The organism is Dactylosporangium sp. CA-139066, assembly GCF_050936175.1.
Taxonomy (GTDB): domain Bacteria; phylum Actinomycetota; class Actinomycetes; order Mycobacteriales; family Micromonosporaceae; genus Dactylosporangium.
The window spans coordinates 2185274-2200007 of sequence record NZ_JBNJNH010000002.1 but is presented as its reverse complement, the minus strand read 5'-3'; the positions used below and the strand labels follow the sequence as shown (position 1 = coordinate 2200007).

Annotated in this window: 15 protein-coding genes; 7 read left to right on the top strand and 8 right to left on the bottom strand. The window is 73.0% G+C overall.

From position 1 onward, the window contains the following. Positions 1-6 precede the first annotated feature (6 nt). From ACQEVU_RS54920 to ACQEVU_RS54905, 4 genes are read right to left on the bottom strand one after another with little or no spacing between them, the layout of a single operon-like run. On the bottom strand, positions 7-627 hold the full coding sequence (locus ACQEVU_RS54920) for a GNAT family N-acetyltransferase (RefSeq protein WP_433339131.1): 621 nt from the start codon (positions 625-627) through the stop codon (positions 7-9). After that, positions 624-1910, bottom strand: coding sequence for a molybdopterin molybdotransferase MoeA (locus ACQEVU_RS54915; protein ID WP_433339129.1), 1287 nt, complete (start codon positions 1908-1910; stop codon positions 624-626). Before ACQEVU_RS54915 ends, ACQEVU_RS54920 begins: the two co-directional genes overlap by 4 nt. Next, positions 1907-2839 (bottom strand): UTP--glucose-1-phosphate uridylyltransferase, encoded by a 933-nt coding sequence (locus ACQEVU_RS54910; RefSeq protein WP_433339127.1) that lies wholly within the window; start codon positions 2837-2839, stop codon positions 1907-1909. The genes ACQEVU_RS54915 and ACQEVU_RS54910 overlap by 4 nt, the downstream gene beginning before the upstream one ends. A gap of 9 nt (positions 2840-2848) precedes the next feature. Beyond that, a complete protein-coding gene (locus tag ACQEVU_RS54905; RefSeq protein WP_433339123.1) occupies positions 2849-4918 on the bottom strand; it encodes a diguanylate cyclase in 2070 nt (689 codons plus the stop codon). Positions 4919-4978: 60 nt separating this feature from the next. Here ACQEVU_RS54905 and ACQEVU_RS54900 point away from each other — a divergent pair, with 60 nt between their 5' ends. Both ACQEVU_RS54900 and ACQEVU_RS54895 read left to right on the top strand, forming a co-directional pair. Beyond that, positions 4979-5629 (top strand): 5-formyltetrahydrofolate cyclo-ligase, encoded by a 651-nt coding sequence (locus ACQEVU_RS54900; protein WP_433339121.1) that lies wholly within the window; start codon positions 4979-4981, stop codon positions 5627-5629. A 3-nt stretch (positions 5630-5632) separates the two neighbouring features. Beyond that, complete coding sequence (locus ACQEVU_RS54895; protein WP_433339119.1) at positions 5633-5929, top strand: FmdB family zinc ribbon protein; 297 nt, start codon at positions 5633-5635, stop codon at positions 5927-5929. Between the two features lie 46 nt (positions 5930-5975). Here ACQEVU_RS54895 and ACQEVU_RS54890 read toward each other — a convergent pair whose 3' ends face one another. Next, positions 5976-6158, bottom strand: a complete 183-nt coding sequence (locus tag ACQEVU_RS54890; protein WP_344617915.1) for a hypothetical protein — start codon at positions 6156-6158, stop codon at positions 5976-5978. Between the two features lie 86 nt (positions 6159-6244). On the opposite strand from ACQEVU_RS54890, the gene ACQEVU_RS54885 reads away from it, so the two are divergent. Continuing rightward, positions 6245-6394 carry a hypothetical protein gene (locus tag ACQEVU_RS54885; RefSeq protein WP_433339117.1) on the top strand — a complete coding sequence of 50 codons (150 nt, stop codon included), beginning with the start codon at positions 6245-6247 and terminating at the stop codon, positions 6392-6394. Between the two features lie 66 nt (positions 6395-6460). Beyond that, entirely contained in the window at positions 6461-6769 is a 309-nt protein-coding gene (locus ACQEVU_RS54880; protein WP_433339115.1) for a translation initiation factor 2, read from the top strand. On the opposite strand, the gene ACQEVU_RS54875 is transcribed toward ACQEVU_RS54880, so the two are convergent. Beyond that, positions 6766-7245, bottom strand: a complete 480-nt coding sequence (locus tag ACQEVU_RS54875; RefSeq protein WP_433339113.1) for a DUF2231 domain-containing protein — start codon at positions 7243-7245, stop codon at positions 6766-6768. The genes ACQEVU_RS54880 and ACQEVU_RS54875 overlap by 4 nt on opposite strands. 119 nt (positions 7246-7364) lie before the next feature. Here ACQEVU_RS54875 and ACQEVU_RS54870 point away from each other — a divergent pair, with 119 nt between their 5' ends. The 3 genes from ACQEVU_RS54870 to ACQEVU_RS54860 are packed head-to-tail and all read left to right on the top strand — an operon-like array spanning position 7365 to position 10723. Further along, positions 7365-7799, top strand: coding sequence for a Fur family transcriptional regulator (locus tag ACQEVU_RS54870; protein ID WP_433339111.1), 435 nt, complete (start codon positions 7365-7367; stop codon positions 7797-7799). Positions 7800-7804: 5 nt separating this feature from the next. Next, complete coding sequence (locus ACQEVU_RS54865) at positions 7805-8611, top strand: oxygenase MpaB family protein (protein ID WP_433339770.1); 807 nt, start codon at positions 7805-7807, stop codon at positions 8609-8611. 27 nt (positions 8612-8638) lie between these two features. Further along, positions 8639-10723: a hypothetical protein gene (locus ACQEVU_RS54860; protein ID WP_433339109.1), complete on the top strand. Its 2085-nt coding sequence runs from the start codon at positions 8639-8641 to the stop codon at positions 10721-10723. Here the strand turns inward: ACQEVU_RS54860 and ACQEVU_RS54855 are convergent. After that, positions 10672-13497, bottom strand: coding sequence for a glycoside hydrolase family 9 protein (locus ACQEVU_RS54855; RefSeq protein WP_433339107.1), 2826 nt, complete (start codon positions 13495-13497; stop codon positions 10672-10674). The genes ACQEVU_RS54860 and ACQEVU_RS54855 overlap by 52 nt on opposite strands. A gap of 755 nt (positions 13498-14252) precedes the next feature. Next, positions 14253-14639: a thiol-disulfide oxidoreductase DCC family protein gene (locus ACQEVU_RS54850; RefSeq protein ID WP_433339105.1), complete on the bottom strand. Its 387-nt coding sequence runs from the start codon at positions 14637-14639 to the stop codon at positions 14253-14255. Positions 14640-14734 lie beyond the last annotated feature (95 nt).

Here is a 14734-nt window from a genome sequence, read left to right as displayed (position 1 = left end):
GAACCGCTAGGCGTTGGCCGACGACTTGTGCCAGCGCCGCAGCAGGGAGCCGCCCTCGTCGGCGAGGTCCTCGGTGGTCATCGCGTAGCCGAGGTGGTCGCGCCAGTCGCCGTCGATGTGGAGGTACCGATGATGGTAGGCCTCCTGGCGGAACCCCAGCTTCTCCACGACCCGCCGGCTCGCGAGATTGTCGGGGCGGATGTTCACCTCGATGCGGTGCAGGCCGCCGACGCTGAACGCGTGGTCGACCACCAGGGCCAGGGCGGTGGGGATGATCCCCTTGCCGGCGAAGCGGGCGTCCACCCAGTAGCCGGCGTAGCCGGAGCAGAAGGCGCGCCGCACGATGTTGCCGAGCGTGAGCTGGCCCACCAGCTGCTGCTCGTAGCAGACCGCGAACGGCATCGCGGTGCCGTGGCGGGCGGCGCGGCGCAGGTCGGCGTGGACCGCGCGGAAGGCGGCGACCGAGTTGAGGTCGTACCAGGTGCCGTAGGGGGTGGGCTCCCACTTGCCGAGCCACTGCTCGTTGGCGCGGCGCACCTCGGACCAGAGGCGCGCGTCCGAGCGCCGGTAGGGGCGCAGGGTGACCGGGCCGTCGGAGAGGATCGCGGGCCATCCGGGCTGACTCATCGCCGCCTATCCAAGAGTATGACGTCCACGGTGGAGCCGGCCGCCGCGCTGATGACCTTCTCCCCCAGCACCATCAGCCCGTTGGCGTCGGCCAGGCCGGAGAGCGTGTAGGGGCCACCGGCCAGCGGAGCGACAGTGTACCCGCCTCCGCGGCGCTCCGTGATGTACGCGGGCCGGAACTCGCGCATCCCGGACGGCGAGTTGACCGTCTCCAGCAGGTGGGCGCGCACGCTCGGGCGGAACACCGGGTCGGCGCCGGCCAGCAGCTGGATCACCGGGCGGGCCAGGACCTCGAAGCCGATGAGGGCGGCGCCGGGGTCGCCGGGCAGGCAGACGATCGGCACGCCATTGGGGCCGCCGACCGTGCCGTAGCCGAGGGACGAGCAGGGGTACACGGAAAGGTCCGAGAAGACTACGGTGCGCGACAGGATCCGGCGGACCATGTCGCCCGGGCCGGTGCCGGTGCCGCCCGTGGTGATGATCAGGTCGGCCCGCAGCATCTGGTCGTCGAGCAGGCCGCGCAGGCCCTCGGGGTCGTCGTCGCAGATGCCGACGCGGTACGCGTGGGCGCCCGCCTCGGCCGCCGCGGCGGTCAGCGCGTGCGAGTTGGCGTCGACGACCTGGCCCGGCTGGCTGGCCCGGCCGACGTCGACGAGCTCGTCGCCGGTGGCGATGACCACGACGCGCGGGCTGGGGCGGACCACGACGTGGCCGATGCCGCTGGCGGCCAGGACCGAGACCAGCGGCGGGGTGACATAGGCGCCGGCTCGGGCCAGGACCGCGCCGGCGGGCAGCTCGTCGCCGGCCCGGCGCACGCCGTGGCCGCGCTTGGTCGGGTGGTACACCTCGACCGCCGCCATGCCCTGGTCGGTCATGCCGGGCGGCACGACGACGTCGGCGGAGACCGGCATGAGCGCGCCGGCGGCGACGGAGAAGCAGGTGCCGGGGGTGAGCCGGACGGGGCGCCAGCTCGAGGCGACCAGGTCGCCGACGACGCTCAGCCGGACCGGCCGGCCCGGCTGGGCGTCGCTGATGTCGTCGAAGCGCGCGGCGTAGCCGTCGATGGCGGCGTGGTCGAACGCGGGCACGGGGCCCGGCCCGACCACGTCCTCGGCGAGCACGTTGCCGTGCGCGGCGGTGATCTCCAGGTCCAGCGGGGGCAACGGGCGCAGCCCTCGGAGCACGCCGGCGAGGTAGTCGGCGAGGGGGACGCGCGCGTTCGACCCGACGCCGGCGTCACGCGCCGCGTCGTGGTGGGAGCCCGTCGCTGGAACCGCTGTCACCCGCGCAGATCCTTCTCCACGAACTGGGTCAGCCAATGGCTGAACGCCTTGCCGAGATCGTCGCGCTTCACCGCGAGCTGGACGACCGTCTGCAGATATCCCAGTGGCATGCCGGTGTCGTACCGCGTGCCGCGGTAGACGATGCCGTGCACCGGGGTGCCCTCTGCCAGCAGCAGCGCCATGGCGTCGGTGAGCTGGATCTCACCGCCGGCGCCGGGGCCGATGCGGCGGATCGCGTCGAAGACCTCGGGCGGCAGCACGTAGCGCCCGACGATCGCGAGGTTGCTGGGGGCCTCCTCCGGCGACGGCTTCTCCACCAGCGCGGTGACCTTCACCGTCTCGCCGGCGTCGACCTTGTGATCGGAGGGCTCGACGGCGGCGATGCCGTATCGGTTGGTCTCCTCGGGGTCGACCTCGATGAACGCCAGGACGATGCCGCCGGTCCGCGCCTGCAGGTCGAGCATCGCCGGGAGGAGGGGTTCGGTCTCGTCGACGAACTCGTCGCCGAGCAGGACCGCGAAGGCTTCGTTGCCGATGTGCGACTCGCCGTACGAGACGGCGTGACCCAGACCGAGTGGCTCACCTTGCCGGCAGGTGTAGATCTCGGCGAGCTCGGCGGGGCGCGTGATCGCCTCGAGGCGCTTCGTGTCGCCCTTTTCCGCCAGGCGCGCCTCCAGGTCGGGGCGGCGGTCGAAGTGGTCCACCATGGACGTCTTGCCGCGCCCGGTCACCAGGAGGATGTCCCGGATGCCGGCCGCGGCCGCCTCTTCGACGATGTACTGCAGCACCGGGCGGTCGACGACCGGCAGCAGCTCCTTGGGGACGGCTTTGGTAGCTGGGAGGAAGCGGGTGGCTAGCCCCGCCGCCGGGATCACGGCTTTGACAGCCCGCTGGCGCGTCGCGGACTGGTGAGGAGTCGTGTCAGGCATGTAGAAAGGCTAGCCGCCGCGGCTCTGTCGCGGTGGTTGTGCCGCCTTTGGCGCGCCGGGCGTCACCTCAGCACTCGCCTTCCCGCTGATCAGAGCCGTCGCCAGGCGATACGTGTCGCGGCCGCCGGCCTTGGCCGCGTACAGGGCGTCGTCGGCCGCCTCGAGCACGGCCGCGCCGGTCGTGCCGTGATAAGGGAAGACCGCGATACCTATCGATACGGTAACGGGAATGCGCCGGGTCGGCTGGCCGCCGGTGGACGACACGACGATCACGGGGCTGCGCCGGACGGCCGCGCCCAGCCGCTCGGCCAGCACCGCGGCGCCGCTCGCGTCGGTCTCCGGCAGCAGTACCACGAACTCCTCGCCACCCTGGCGGAACGCGAAGTCGACCTCGCGGATCTCCGCGCGCAGCCGCCGGGCGAACTCGGCCAGCACCGCGTCGCCGGCGGCGTGCCCGTAGGTGTCGTTGACCTCCTTGAAGTGGTCGAGGTCCAGGGCGAGCACGGCCAGCGCGCGGCCGAAGCGGCTGGCCCGCTCGACCTCCCGGCGCAGCGACTCGCGCAGGTACCGGTAGTTGGACAGGCCGGTCAGCGGGTCGGTGAGCGACAGCCGCTGGGCCTCCTCGTGCACCCGGACGTTGTCGACGGCGACCGCGGCCTGCCCGGCGAACGTGCGCAGGGTGATCAGGTCGGCGTCGTCGAACTCGTCGAAGCCGTGCCGGTCGTAGAGGGCGAGCACCCCGCGGGCGGCCGGCGGGCGTTCCGACTGCGGCTCCAGCCCCGTCGTCGGGCCGGCGGCCGGCGCGGCGATCGGCACCGCGACGTACGTCACGCACCGTGGCTCGAGCGGCGAGAGCGCCGGCCCGTCGCGCTCGACCCGCCCCCGCATCGGCTCACCGGTCGCGGCGACTGCGCCGAGCAACCCCTCCCCGGCCGGCAGCCGCAGCTCGGCGACGTCGATGCCGCCCGGCAGGCCGATCGGGCCCTCGCCCACCTGTCCGCGCAGCTCGGAGCCGGCCGGGTCGACCATGAGCACCACCCCGGACTGGGCCCCGGTGGCGGCGGTCGCGGTCTGCAGGATCACCTGCAGGATGCGGTGGAGGTCGTGGGTGCCGGCGAGGGTGTCGCCCAGCACGCCGAGCTGGCCGCGCAGCTGGTCGCGGCTGGCGGTGAGCGCCTGGACGTACCCCTGCATCTCCCGCGTCATGCGGTTGAACGTCTGCCCGAGCCGCCCGACCTCGTCCTGGCTGCGCACCGGCACCCGGGCCCCGAGGTCGCCCCCGGCGACGCGATCGACGGCCTGGGCGAGCTCGGTCAGCGGCTGCGTGGTCGAGCGGGCCAGCCACCAGGCGACGCTGATCGCGACCAGCCCGGCGCAGACCACGACGGCCACCAGCACCGCGTAGAGGCCCTGCGTGTCGGGCGCGGGCACGCTGATGGCCAGGGCGAGCGGCTGCCCGGGCTGCGGGTCGAGCCGGCGCACGAGGCGGCCGTCGTCGGTGGTCCCGGTCGCGCCGGTCACCAGGCCGCGGGCGAGGTCGGCGATGCGGGCGTCCTCGGCGGTGGCCTGCACGCCGGCGGCCAGGGAGTTGATCCGCACGCCGCTGGCCGAGGCGAGCCAGCCGAGCAGGTCGGAGTCGACGGGCTCGACCGCCCAGGCCCGCCCGGCCGGCCGGCCCTGGGCGTCGAGGACGTCGACGGAGGCGGACACGGCGGCGTACGCCGAGGCGGTCGGCGCGGCGCAGTCGGCCCACGGCCGGGCCGGCCGGTCGCCCGCCGAGGCCAGCACGGCGCCGTCGGGCCGGGTCACCTCGACCGCGCGGGCCAGGCCGCGGGTGACGGCGGCCTGGGCGGCGTCGGGCCGGTCGCCGAGCAGCGCGGCGGTCTCGGCCGCCAGGCGCAACCGCTGGCAGGTCACCGCGAGGGCGGCGCGGAGGTTCTCGGCGCCGGAGTCGAGCCGCTCGGATGCCCGCTGGTCGCTCACGGCGGCCACGGCGATCCCGACGAACACCGCGCCGAGCAGGACGGGCCCGAGGACGACGGCGAGGAAGGCGGCGGTGAGCCGCGCACGCAGCGTCACGGTCCGTTCCCTCCCAGTACATCGGTTGATGAGATGCTGTCACAGATAAGGAGGAACTGAGTGGTGCTGCCTGGGGTGTCCCCCAAATCCGAGCTCAGAGCGCACATCCGGTCCGTCCGCCGGGCCCTGCCGGCCCCCGTCCGGGCGAACGCGGATCGATCCCTGGCCGCGGCCGCCGCCGATCTGGTACGGCAGTCCGGCGCCCGCACCGTCGCCGCCTACGTGCCCCTCGCGACCGAGCCCGGCGGCGCCGACCTGGTGCCGGCCCTGGCCGAGGTGGCCGAGCGCCTGCTGCTGCCCGTCCTGCTGGACGACGACGACCTGGACTGGGCGGTCTTCGGCCAGGGGTTCGCGCCCGGGCGGCGGGGGCTGCTCGAGCCCACCGGCCCGCGGCTCGGGCCCGAGGCGATCACCGAGGCCGGGCTCGTCCTGCTGCCCGGGCTCGCCGTCTCGGATGACGGGACACGGCTGGGGCAGGGCGGCGGCTCCTACGACCGGGTCCTGCGCCGGGTCGAGGCGCCCACGATCGTTCTGCTCTACCCCGGGGAGTTCCTGGCCGATATCCCCTCCGAGCCGCACGACCAGCGCGTCTGCGGCGCGGTGGAGGCGAGCACGGAAGGTTATGAAACCGCGCACGTCCACTGGACGAAGGGGTGCCCGATGACGCAACATTGGCACTCGAAGTATCGGAGTGCCAATGATGGAGGCTGAGCGGTGCCGACCTACCAGTACGCCTGCACGCAGTGCGGACACCAGCTGGAAGCTGTCCAGTCGTTCACCGACGAGGCGCTGACCGTGTGCCCGGAGTGCCAGGGCCGGCTGCGCAAGCAGTTCTCGGCGGTCGGCGTGGTGTTCAAGGGCTCGGGCTTCTACCGCACCGACTCGCGCAACTCCTCGAAGTCGACGTCCTCGAGCTCGTCCGCGAAGGCCACCGAGACGAAGACGGAAACCAAGACCGAGACGAAGACCGAGTCGAAGCCGGCCACCACGAGCTCGACCCCGGCCGCCTGAGCTCACAAAAAAGCGCCCGGGAACCCGGGCGCTTTGCTGTGTGAGATCAGTCCCAGTGCGGCGGGCGGTCGGAGAGCAGCCGGTCGTCGTTGGTCGACGCGCGCTCGCCCCAACCGGAATCCGTGTCGTCGGTCGTGTGGTCCGGGAGCACGACCAGCTCGTCGGCGAAGTCCTCGAAGGACACTTCACGCTGTTCATCGGTGGGAGCCCACCCGTTCGTACCTGCCACGGCAGCGAGCGTACCCCCGGCAGTTTGCGGGAAAGTGGCCGAATGACGACAGTCGCCTCCGCGGTGCACGGGTCACACTCGGCGGCATGACACAACCCACCCCCGATGCGGCGTCCGACCTCCCCCTCGGCGAGTCGCCCGCGGACGACCAGGAGACCCAGCGCCTGGACCAGTCGGACCCCGACTCCACCCGCCCCATGTCGCTCGCCGAACTGCGTGAACTGAACGTCGACTGATTCCCGGAACCGTCTGACCCGCCCACCCGGCGTGGGTGAGCGGGTCAGACGGCTACGCTCGGGGGCGTGAGCGACGACGCGTACTGGCGGCGGCCGGCCGACGGCACCGGTGGCCTCGAGGCGCCCCCTCCGACGCCCGAAGCCCCGCCGAGCGCCCCCTACACCGGCGCCCCGCGCAGCACCCCGCCGCCGCACGGCTGGCGCCCGCCGGTGGTCGAGAACCCGGCGCCGCCCCGCACCCTGCCCGCCCAGGACGTCGAGCGGATCGAGCGCGAGGAGCAGGCCGCGACGATCCTGACCAAGGGCATGGGCATCTTCGCCGGCGCCGTCGCCCTGGTGCTGCTGCTCATCCTGTGCGGCCGGGTCCTGTTCTAGAACCCTTCCCAGGCCATGTGGGCGCCGCTGTCGCCGGTCTTGTAGACGTAGTACGCCGACACGACCGCCAGCACCACCGTGAGCCCGGACGCGACCCAGTGCACCGCGACCGGCGCCTTGATCCGCGCCGCGCTGCCACCGACCGGCACCAGGAACGCCAGCACCAGAGCCACCACGGCCAGCGCGAGGATCCAGAGGAACAACGCGTCGGCGTACTCCTCGTGCTGGGCGACCAGCGCCTTCACCTGCGCCGACTGGAACGCCCGGTTGGTGCTGAACTGCTCGCCGGACTCCTTGGCGAAGAACACGGCGCCGGGCGAGGCCAGCGCGAACGCCACGAGCGGCCAGCGCACGTGCCGGCGGCAGCCCGGCCACACCGCGTACAGCACCGCGGTCAGCGCCAGCAGCGGCACCAGGACAACGGCCGCGTGGATGTACAGCGGGTGGGCCGGAATGCCCAGTACACGATCGAACACGGGGTGCCTCCTCGTCCGGTTGGGATCCTCCCCCACGGGGGGTACACGCGAGAAAGATCCGCGGTTCAAGAGTCCGGAAACATTTGAACGGTTCCAGCCTGCGTGGTGTCATTGGAACTGTGTCGGGTGAAGATCTGCTGCGCGCCCGGGGTCTGCGCGTGACGCGGCCCCGGCTGGCCGTGCTGGAGGTCCTCGAGCAGTCGCACGGCCATCTCGATGTCGAACAGATCGCCGCCCGGGTGCGCCTGCGCCTGGACACGGTCTCGACCCAGGCGGTGTATGACGTGCTCAGCGCCCTGTCGCGGGCCGGGCTGGCCCGGCGGATCGAGCCGGCCGGCAGCCCGGCGCGATACGAGTCGCGGGTCGGTGACAACCACCACCACGTGGTCTGCCGGGGCTGCGGCGAGATCGCCGACGTCGACTGCGCGGTCGGTGACGCGCCCTGCCTGACGCCCTCGCAGGCCCACGGCTTCGTCCTGGATGAGGCCGAAGTCACATTCTGGGGCCTGTGCCCGGCCTGCCAGGCCAAGCGGGACGAAGAAGAACTGACGTGAGCGACGTGGGCCTGTTCGGCCCGGACTCGATCACCTGGCGCGTGCACCGCGAGCCGATCGTCGGCCTCGGCGGGCTGCGCAGCTTCTACCTGCAGGCCCTGCACCCGCGGGCGGTCGCCGGCGTCGAGCAGAACAGCCGCTACCGCCAGGACCCCTGGGGCCGCCTGGCCCGCACGTCGACGTACGTGAGCACCGTGATCTACGGCACCACCGAGGAGGCCGAGCGGGCCGGCCGGCGGGTCCGCGCCATCCACGCCCGCATGACGGCCGTGGACCGGCGCACCGGCGAGCGCTTCCGCGTGGACGAGCCGGAGCTGCTGCGCTGGGTGCACGTCACCGAGGTCGAGTCGTTCCTGACCGCCGTGCGCCGCGGCGGGCTGCGGCTCACGCCGGCGGAGGTCGACGGGTACTACGCCGAGCAGACCCGCGCGGCCGCGCTCGTCGGGCTGGACCCGGCCACGGTGCCGGCGTCGGGCGCGCAGGTCGAGGCGTACTACGAGGCGATGCAGCCGTCGCTCGGGCTCACCGTCGAGTCCGCGGCCGCCGGGCTGTTCCTGACGGTGCCGCCGCTGCCGTACGGGCTGGGCCTCACCCCGGTCCGCGGCGCCGCGTTCGGCGTGTCGGCGCTGGCCATCGGGCTGCTGCCGCCCTGGGCCCGGCGTCTCTACGGCCTGCCGCCGCTGCCCGGCGCCGACGGCCTGACCTCGATGAACAGCATGATCCTGGGCCGGCTGCTGCGCACGGTCCCGCTGCCGTGGATCGAGTCGCCGGCCCGCAAGCGCGCGATGGAGCGCCTCGGCCGGCGTGACTGATCCGGCCGCGGGCGCGTTCATCCGGGCGTGACCCGCTGGCTGCCCGCGCTCACCGTCGCCCTCGCCGTTGCGGTCACGCTCGTCGCGCTTGGGACCGATATTTTCGATATCGCGGCTTATGCCGCCTATAGCGCTCTCGGCGTCGTCCTGCCGGGGACGCTGCTGTACCGGGCGCTGCGCCGCGATCCGCACAGCCTGGTCGAGGACCTCGCGTTCGGCACGGCCGTCGGGCTGATCGCCGAGACGGCCGTGCTCGCCCTGTGCCGGCCCGCGCTGTGGGCCTGGCCGGTCCTCGTCGTCATCCTGCTGCGCCGCCGGCTGAGCGCGCCCGAGTACCCGCACCGCCCGAGCCGGGCCTGGTCCTGGTCGGTCGCCGCCGTCGCTCTGGCCTTCATCGGGTACCTCACCTGGGCCTTCCTGCGGGTCAACGCGCCGGTGCCGACGGGGCGGCCGCGGTGGTACATGATCGACCAGCTCAACCTGCTGGCGATCGCGGGCGACCTCGCCCACCATTTCCCGCTCGCCGTGCCCGAGCTGGGCGACGAGGGCCTCGGCTACCACTGGTTCGCCTACGCCCACCTGGCCGCCGCGGAGAACCTCAGCGGCGTCGACCTGCCGGTGCTGTGGTTCCGCCTCGACCTGCCGGCACTCGCCGCGCTCGCGGTCGTGCTGCTGGCCGTCGCCGCCTGGCGGGTCACCGGGCGCGCCTGGGCCGGGCCGGTCGCCGCCGCGCTCATGTACGCCGTCGGCGAGGCCGGCTTCCCGGCCCGGGCGCCGGCGTTCTTCGGCTCGATCACGGCGTACTACACCTGGTCGAGCCGCTCTGTGCTCTACGCGTCGGCGCTGACGATGCCGCTCATCGCGGTCCTCGCGCAGGTCCTGCGCCGCGAGCACACCACCCGCACCTGGCCGCTGCTCGTCCTGCTCGCGGCGGGCGTCGCGGGCGCCAAGTCGACGGTCCTGCCGGTCGCGCTGGCCGGCCTGCTCTGCGCCGGCCCGCGCCGCGCGTGGCGGCCGATCGCGGTCCTGGCCGGCGTCCAGGCGCTCGCGGTCGGGCTGCTCTACGGCACCGACGGCGGCGGCCTGACGTGGTCCCCGTTCGGGATCATGGCCGACTTCGCACACGGCCGCCCGGCGGTCATCGCGGCCGGCCTGGGCGCCTACGCGTTCGCCCTGGGCGCCCGCCTGGCCGGCGCGGTCGCGATCGAGCGCTGGGGCCCGGTCGAGCGCTTCCTGGGCGGGGCCGCGCTCGCCGGCCTGACCGCCGCGGTCGTGATCTGGCACAACGCCTGGGGCCAGCACTTCTTCGCGATCGCCGGCTTCCCCTTCGGCGCCATCCTGTCGGCCCGCGGCCTGCTGCGCGCCGGCCGGGGCAGGGTCCCGATCGCGGGCGTCATCGGCGCCGCGGTGGTTTCGCTGCTCGCTCTTTTCGCGGTGGTACCCCATGTGCGCCGCCCCTGGGACGCGGTGTTCCCGGTCTATCTCTTCGGTGCGCTCGTCCTCGTCGCCGCGCTCGCCACCCGGACGCGGGCGGCGGCGCTGACCGTGGTGCTGTTCGCCGGGGGCGCCGGGCTGCCGTACGACGCCGCCCACCACGCCAACCTCGGCACCGCCTACCACGTGCTGGTCACCCCCGAGCAGGCCGCCGGGGCGCGCTGGCTGCGCGCGCACAGCTCACCGGAGGAGTACGTGGCCACCAACGCCCACCGCATCGGCACGGGCGCGCAGGCCGGGCTGAGCCTGTCGTACTGGATCTCCGCCTTCTCCGAGCGCCGGGTGCTGCTCGGCAGCTGGGGCTACTCCCCCGAGTCGGCCCGCATCCAGTCGCAGCGGCGCCGGATCGGGCCGGTGGCGCAGTACTGGGACCCGGCCCGCCTGGAGGCCAACGACCGGGCGATCTACGAGCCGACGCCGGAGCGCCTGCGCTGGCTGTGGGACCGCCGGGTGCGCTGGATCGTGGTGGACCGGGCGCAGGGCCGCGAGTCCCCGCGCCTGGCGGACCAGGCAACGCGTGCCTGGTCCGCCGGTGACGTGGTGATCTACCGCCTGCGCCCGCCCGGTCAGCGGGCCGTGCAGGTCAGCGTGGCCGGGGCCGAGTTGGTCCCGGAGTAGCTCGCGCTGAAGCCCGGCGCGACCGAGGCCGACGGGGCCAGGGTCCCGTTCCAGTCCGCATTGGTCACGGTGACCGCCGCGCCCGACTGGCTCCAGACACCCGACCAGCCGTTGCTGACCTTCTGGTTGCCCGGGAACGTGAAGTTCACGGTCCAGCCGGACAGCGCGGTCGTGCCGGTGTTGGTGACCGTCAGCTCGCCGTTGAAGCCGTCGCCCCACTGGTTGGTGACCTTGTACGTCGCCGAGCACGACTTGCTCGTCGAGCCGCCGGTCGTGGTCACCGACACCGGGTCGGACGCCGTGGAGAGGTTCCCGGCCGCGTCCTTGGCCCGCACCGCGAACTGGTACGCGGTGCTCGCGCTCAGCCCGGTGACGGTGGCCGTGGTGCCGGTCGCCGTGGCGACGACGACCGGGCCGGCCGTGCCACCGAGGCGGAGCACGTCGTAGCCGGTGACGCCGACCGCGTCGGTCGAGGCCGCCCAGGTGAGCGTCACGGCGGACGAGGTGATCCCGGAGGCGACCGGCGTGCCGGGCTTGGTCGGCGGGGTCACGTCCCCGGTCTGGGTCGACGTGGTGACCGTCCCCGCCGCCGACGCCGCCGAGGCGTTGCCGGAGGTGTCCAGCGCGACGACGGTGAACGAGTACGCGGTCGCCGGGCTCAGCCCGGAGATCGCCAGCGAGTTCGTCGTGCTCGTGCCGACGAGGGTGCTGCCGTTGTACACGTTGTAGCCCGCGACGGCCACGTTGTCCGTGGACGCCGTCCAGCTCGCGGTGACCCCGGTCGCGGTGACGTTCGTGAACGTCGGCTTCCCGGGCGCGCTCGGCGGCGTGGTGTCGGCCGGGCCGCTGCCCGGCGCGTCGCCCCACACCTTGTTCGCGCCGTCGAACAGCGTCATGTGGCTGTTCGCGGCCTGGGTCGTCCCGGCCGGCACCGACCAGTCGTTGGCCGGGTCCCAGCTGCCGGCCGAGGTGATGCGGAACTGCACCTCGCGCCGCCACGCGGACTGCCCGGCCGGCGCGATCGTCTGCCCGGCGCAGCTCACGGTGACGTAGTAGACGCTGCCGGACAGCTGCGTCGGCCCGGTCGGGGCCGAGCACTGGTTGTAGGCGCTGGACAGCGTGATCTGGCTCGGGGTGGTCGAGCCGTCGAGCGTGAAGTAGTAGCGGAACGAGCCCTGGGTCAGCGCCCGGGCCGGCCACGCCGACTTGTTGTAGACCAGCGCCTTGACCTCGGTGAAGCCCGGGCCGGTGGCGTTGATCGAGGATTCGATGTACATCTCCGGGCCGTCCGGCGTCTCCGCGCCGGGGAAGCCGGCCAGCGGGGTGCCGCCGTACTCGCCGTACATGCGGGCCAGCGCCGACGTGAACCCGGCGTTGTAGTCGGTGGCGACCTCGTTCATCGTGTAGTCGCTGCGGCTGTCGGTGTAGGCGTCGTTCGGCGACGTCGGGCCGCCGACCAGCGCACCGTAGAGCGTGTGGCGCGACTGCGCGGGCTCGTTGATGTTGTCCGTCCACGAGCCGTGCGCGGTGCGGTGGTGCGGGTTCTTCGGCGGGTTGGCCCCGAAGCCGATCATGTAGCTCGAGCTGCGCGGGTTGTCGCCGAGGATGTAGTTGATCTGGCGGACGCCGAAGTCGTGGTACCGCGCCTTGCGGGTCGCGTCCGTGAGGTAGTCGCTGTAGACGAACGCGACGAAGGAGGTGTTGGCGGCGTACCGCAGCGACCCCCAGCTGTCGAGAACGGCCTCGCCGCCGGGCGACGTGGGCACCTTCTGCCCGTTGACGCCAACGGTCCAGTAGTCCAGCCACCGGTTGGCGTCGTCGATGTAGCGCTGCTTGCCGGTCAGCTTGGCCAGCAGCACGTAGCACCCGTACGACTTGTCGTCCCAGGCGATCGTCCAGCGGTACGACTTGGTCGTCGTCTGGTTCTCGTTGCTGAGGTTGTCGTAGCCGGTCTCGGCCTTGGCCAGGTACGAGGCGTCGTTGGTGGCCCGGTAGAGCCAGATCGCGCCCCAGACGAGCTCGTCGTTGTAGCCGCTCCACGAGTTGTAGTAGCTCGCGGCGTCGGTGATGCAGTCCGTGTACTTCTTGCGGACCGTGTCGGCGAACGTGTACAGCTGCTTCGCGTGCGTCACCAGGGTGTCGGCGTAGGTCGGGTCGGTCGGGCGCAGCACGATCGAGGAGGCGGCCATCGCCGCCGCGGTCTCACCGGCCAGGTCCGAGCCGCCGCAGGTGGCGTCGATCTTGTACGCCGGCCGCGCCATCGGCATCACCTCGGCCGGCCCCCACCAGGCATGATCGGCGTTGCCGTTGCCGACCTGCCCGTAGAGGACGTTGGCGCTGGGGTGAGCCTTGATGAAGTAGTCGTTGACGAACTTGAGGTTGTTGAGCAGGTACGACAGCTGCCCCGACTTCACGTACGAGTCGCGGTACTCCACGGCCCCCCACGCGAGCATCGTCGTCGAGAACGCCATCGGGAACCCGAACTTGACGTGGTCACCGGCGTCGAACCACCCTCCGGTGAGGTTCACCCCCACGTCGGACCCGTCGTTCATGGCAGAGTTGCCGCGCCACCCGACACGACTCCAGGACGGCTTCGCGCCCGACTGCTGCGCCTCGTAGAACCAAATAGACTTCTGCAGCGCCTCGGCGTAGTTGAACGTGGGCGCCGCGTGCGCGACGGGCTGCTGTATGGCCACTCCCAGCGCCGCGGCCGCGGCCATGCCAACGGCGACGACGGCGCTGAGTATTCTGCTGCGTTTTCTGCTTGCGGGCATCGACTTCCCTCCCTGCGGCGGCTGACGGGATTGAACCCGCCGCCTTGGCGGCATTACGAGGGGAGCGCTCTCCGCAGGGCCATCGCCGCAGGTCGGCCCCTGAAACTTGCACGCACTCCGCCCGCTGCCCGCCCCACGAAAGCCGGCCGCCTCAGCCCCCCCGCACGCTCGGCATGCCGATAAGTCGGGCGCTGGCGCGCCACGACTTATCGGATTTTTCGCCTGTCGGGGCATATGTCCGAAGCTGCTGCGCTTGGCTCGGTGGTTCGCAGTTTGCGCACCCGGGTGGAGCGGTCGAGCCTCGGAGTGCGCGAGCAGCGACTTTCCCTACCGGATCAGCGGGTCGTCGACGGGTCCATCCGCGCCAAGGCCGATCCGGTGTCAGCCCAAAGCGCCGGCCAGGGGCGTGCGGGGCCGTCGGGTTTCCCTACCGGATCAGCGGGTCGTCGACGGGTCCATCCGCGCCAAGGCCGATCCGGTGTCAGCCCAAAGCGCCGGCCAGGGGCGTGTGGGGCCATCGGGAGTGCGGGACCGCCGGGCGCGCGGGTGCCGCGGCAGCCAAGCGTGTCGGCCCGCCGGGCGCGAAGGCCAGCGGCGGCCGGGGCGTGCGGGGTCGCGGGGGTCCGCGGCGGCTGGGGGGCGTAGGGCCGTCGGGCCGTCGGCTCTGCGGTGCGGCGGTGCGGCGGGGCGGCTGGGGCGCGTAGGGCCGTCGGGCCGTCGGGTCTGCGGTGCGGCGGGGCGACCGGGCCGGCGGGCTAAGCGGTGCGGGCGGGGTGGTTGGGCGGCAGCGCGCACGCCGCCGTGCCGCCGGGCATGCGGTGGCGGTTGCGGGCCACCCAGCGGTACGCGGGCCAGGCCAGCGCGGAGACCGGCCGCAGGCCCAGGATCGCGCCCGCGGCGCGCCACGGCTGGCGGGCGCGCCCGAGCAGGTCGGCGATCGCCACCGGGCCGCCGGTCGCACGGCCGGGGGCCACGTAGTACACCGCGGAGCTCACCTGCTCCTCGGTCAGCCCCAGCGCGTCGAGGTCCGCGAACTGCCAAGCCACGACGTCGGCGTCGGGGCGGATGCGGCGCTCGATGAAGCGGGCGCATGATGAACAGAAGGCGCAGTCACCGTCGAACACGAAAGCCGGACGTTCCACGAACCCATCATCGCGCGTCCAGGTGACGGCGAGAGGGTGAGCCCCGACACCGGTTGGGAATGCCGGTAAGGGGTATGTGGTTATGACGGTGCATA

Excerpts from the sequence above, each read along its gene's own strand:
- ACQEVU_RS54885 (WP_433339117.1), top strand. The coding sequence starts at position 6,245 with ATGACACAACCCACCCCCGATGCGGCGTCCGACCTCCCCCTCGGCGAG.
- ACQEVU_RS54910 (WP_433339127.1), bottom strand. The coding sequence starts at position 2,839 with ATGCCTGACACGACTCCTCACCAGTCCGCGACGCGCCAGCGGGCTGTC.
- ACQEVU_RS54855 (WP_433339107.1), bottom strand. The coding sequence starts at position 13,497 with ATGCCCGCAAGCAGAAAACGCAGCAGAATACTCAGCGCCGTCGTCGCC.
- ACQEVU_RS54920 (WP_433339131.1), bottom strand. The coding sequence starts at position 627 with ATGAGTCAGCCCGGATGGCCCGCGATCCTCTCCGACGGCCCGGTCACC.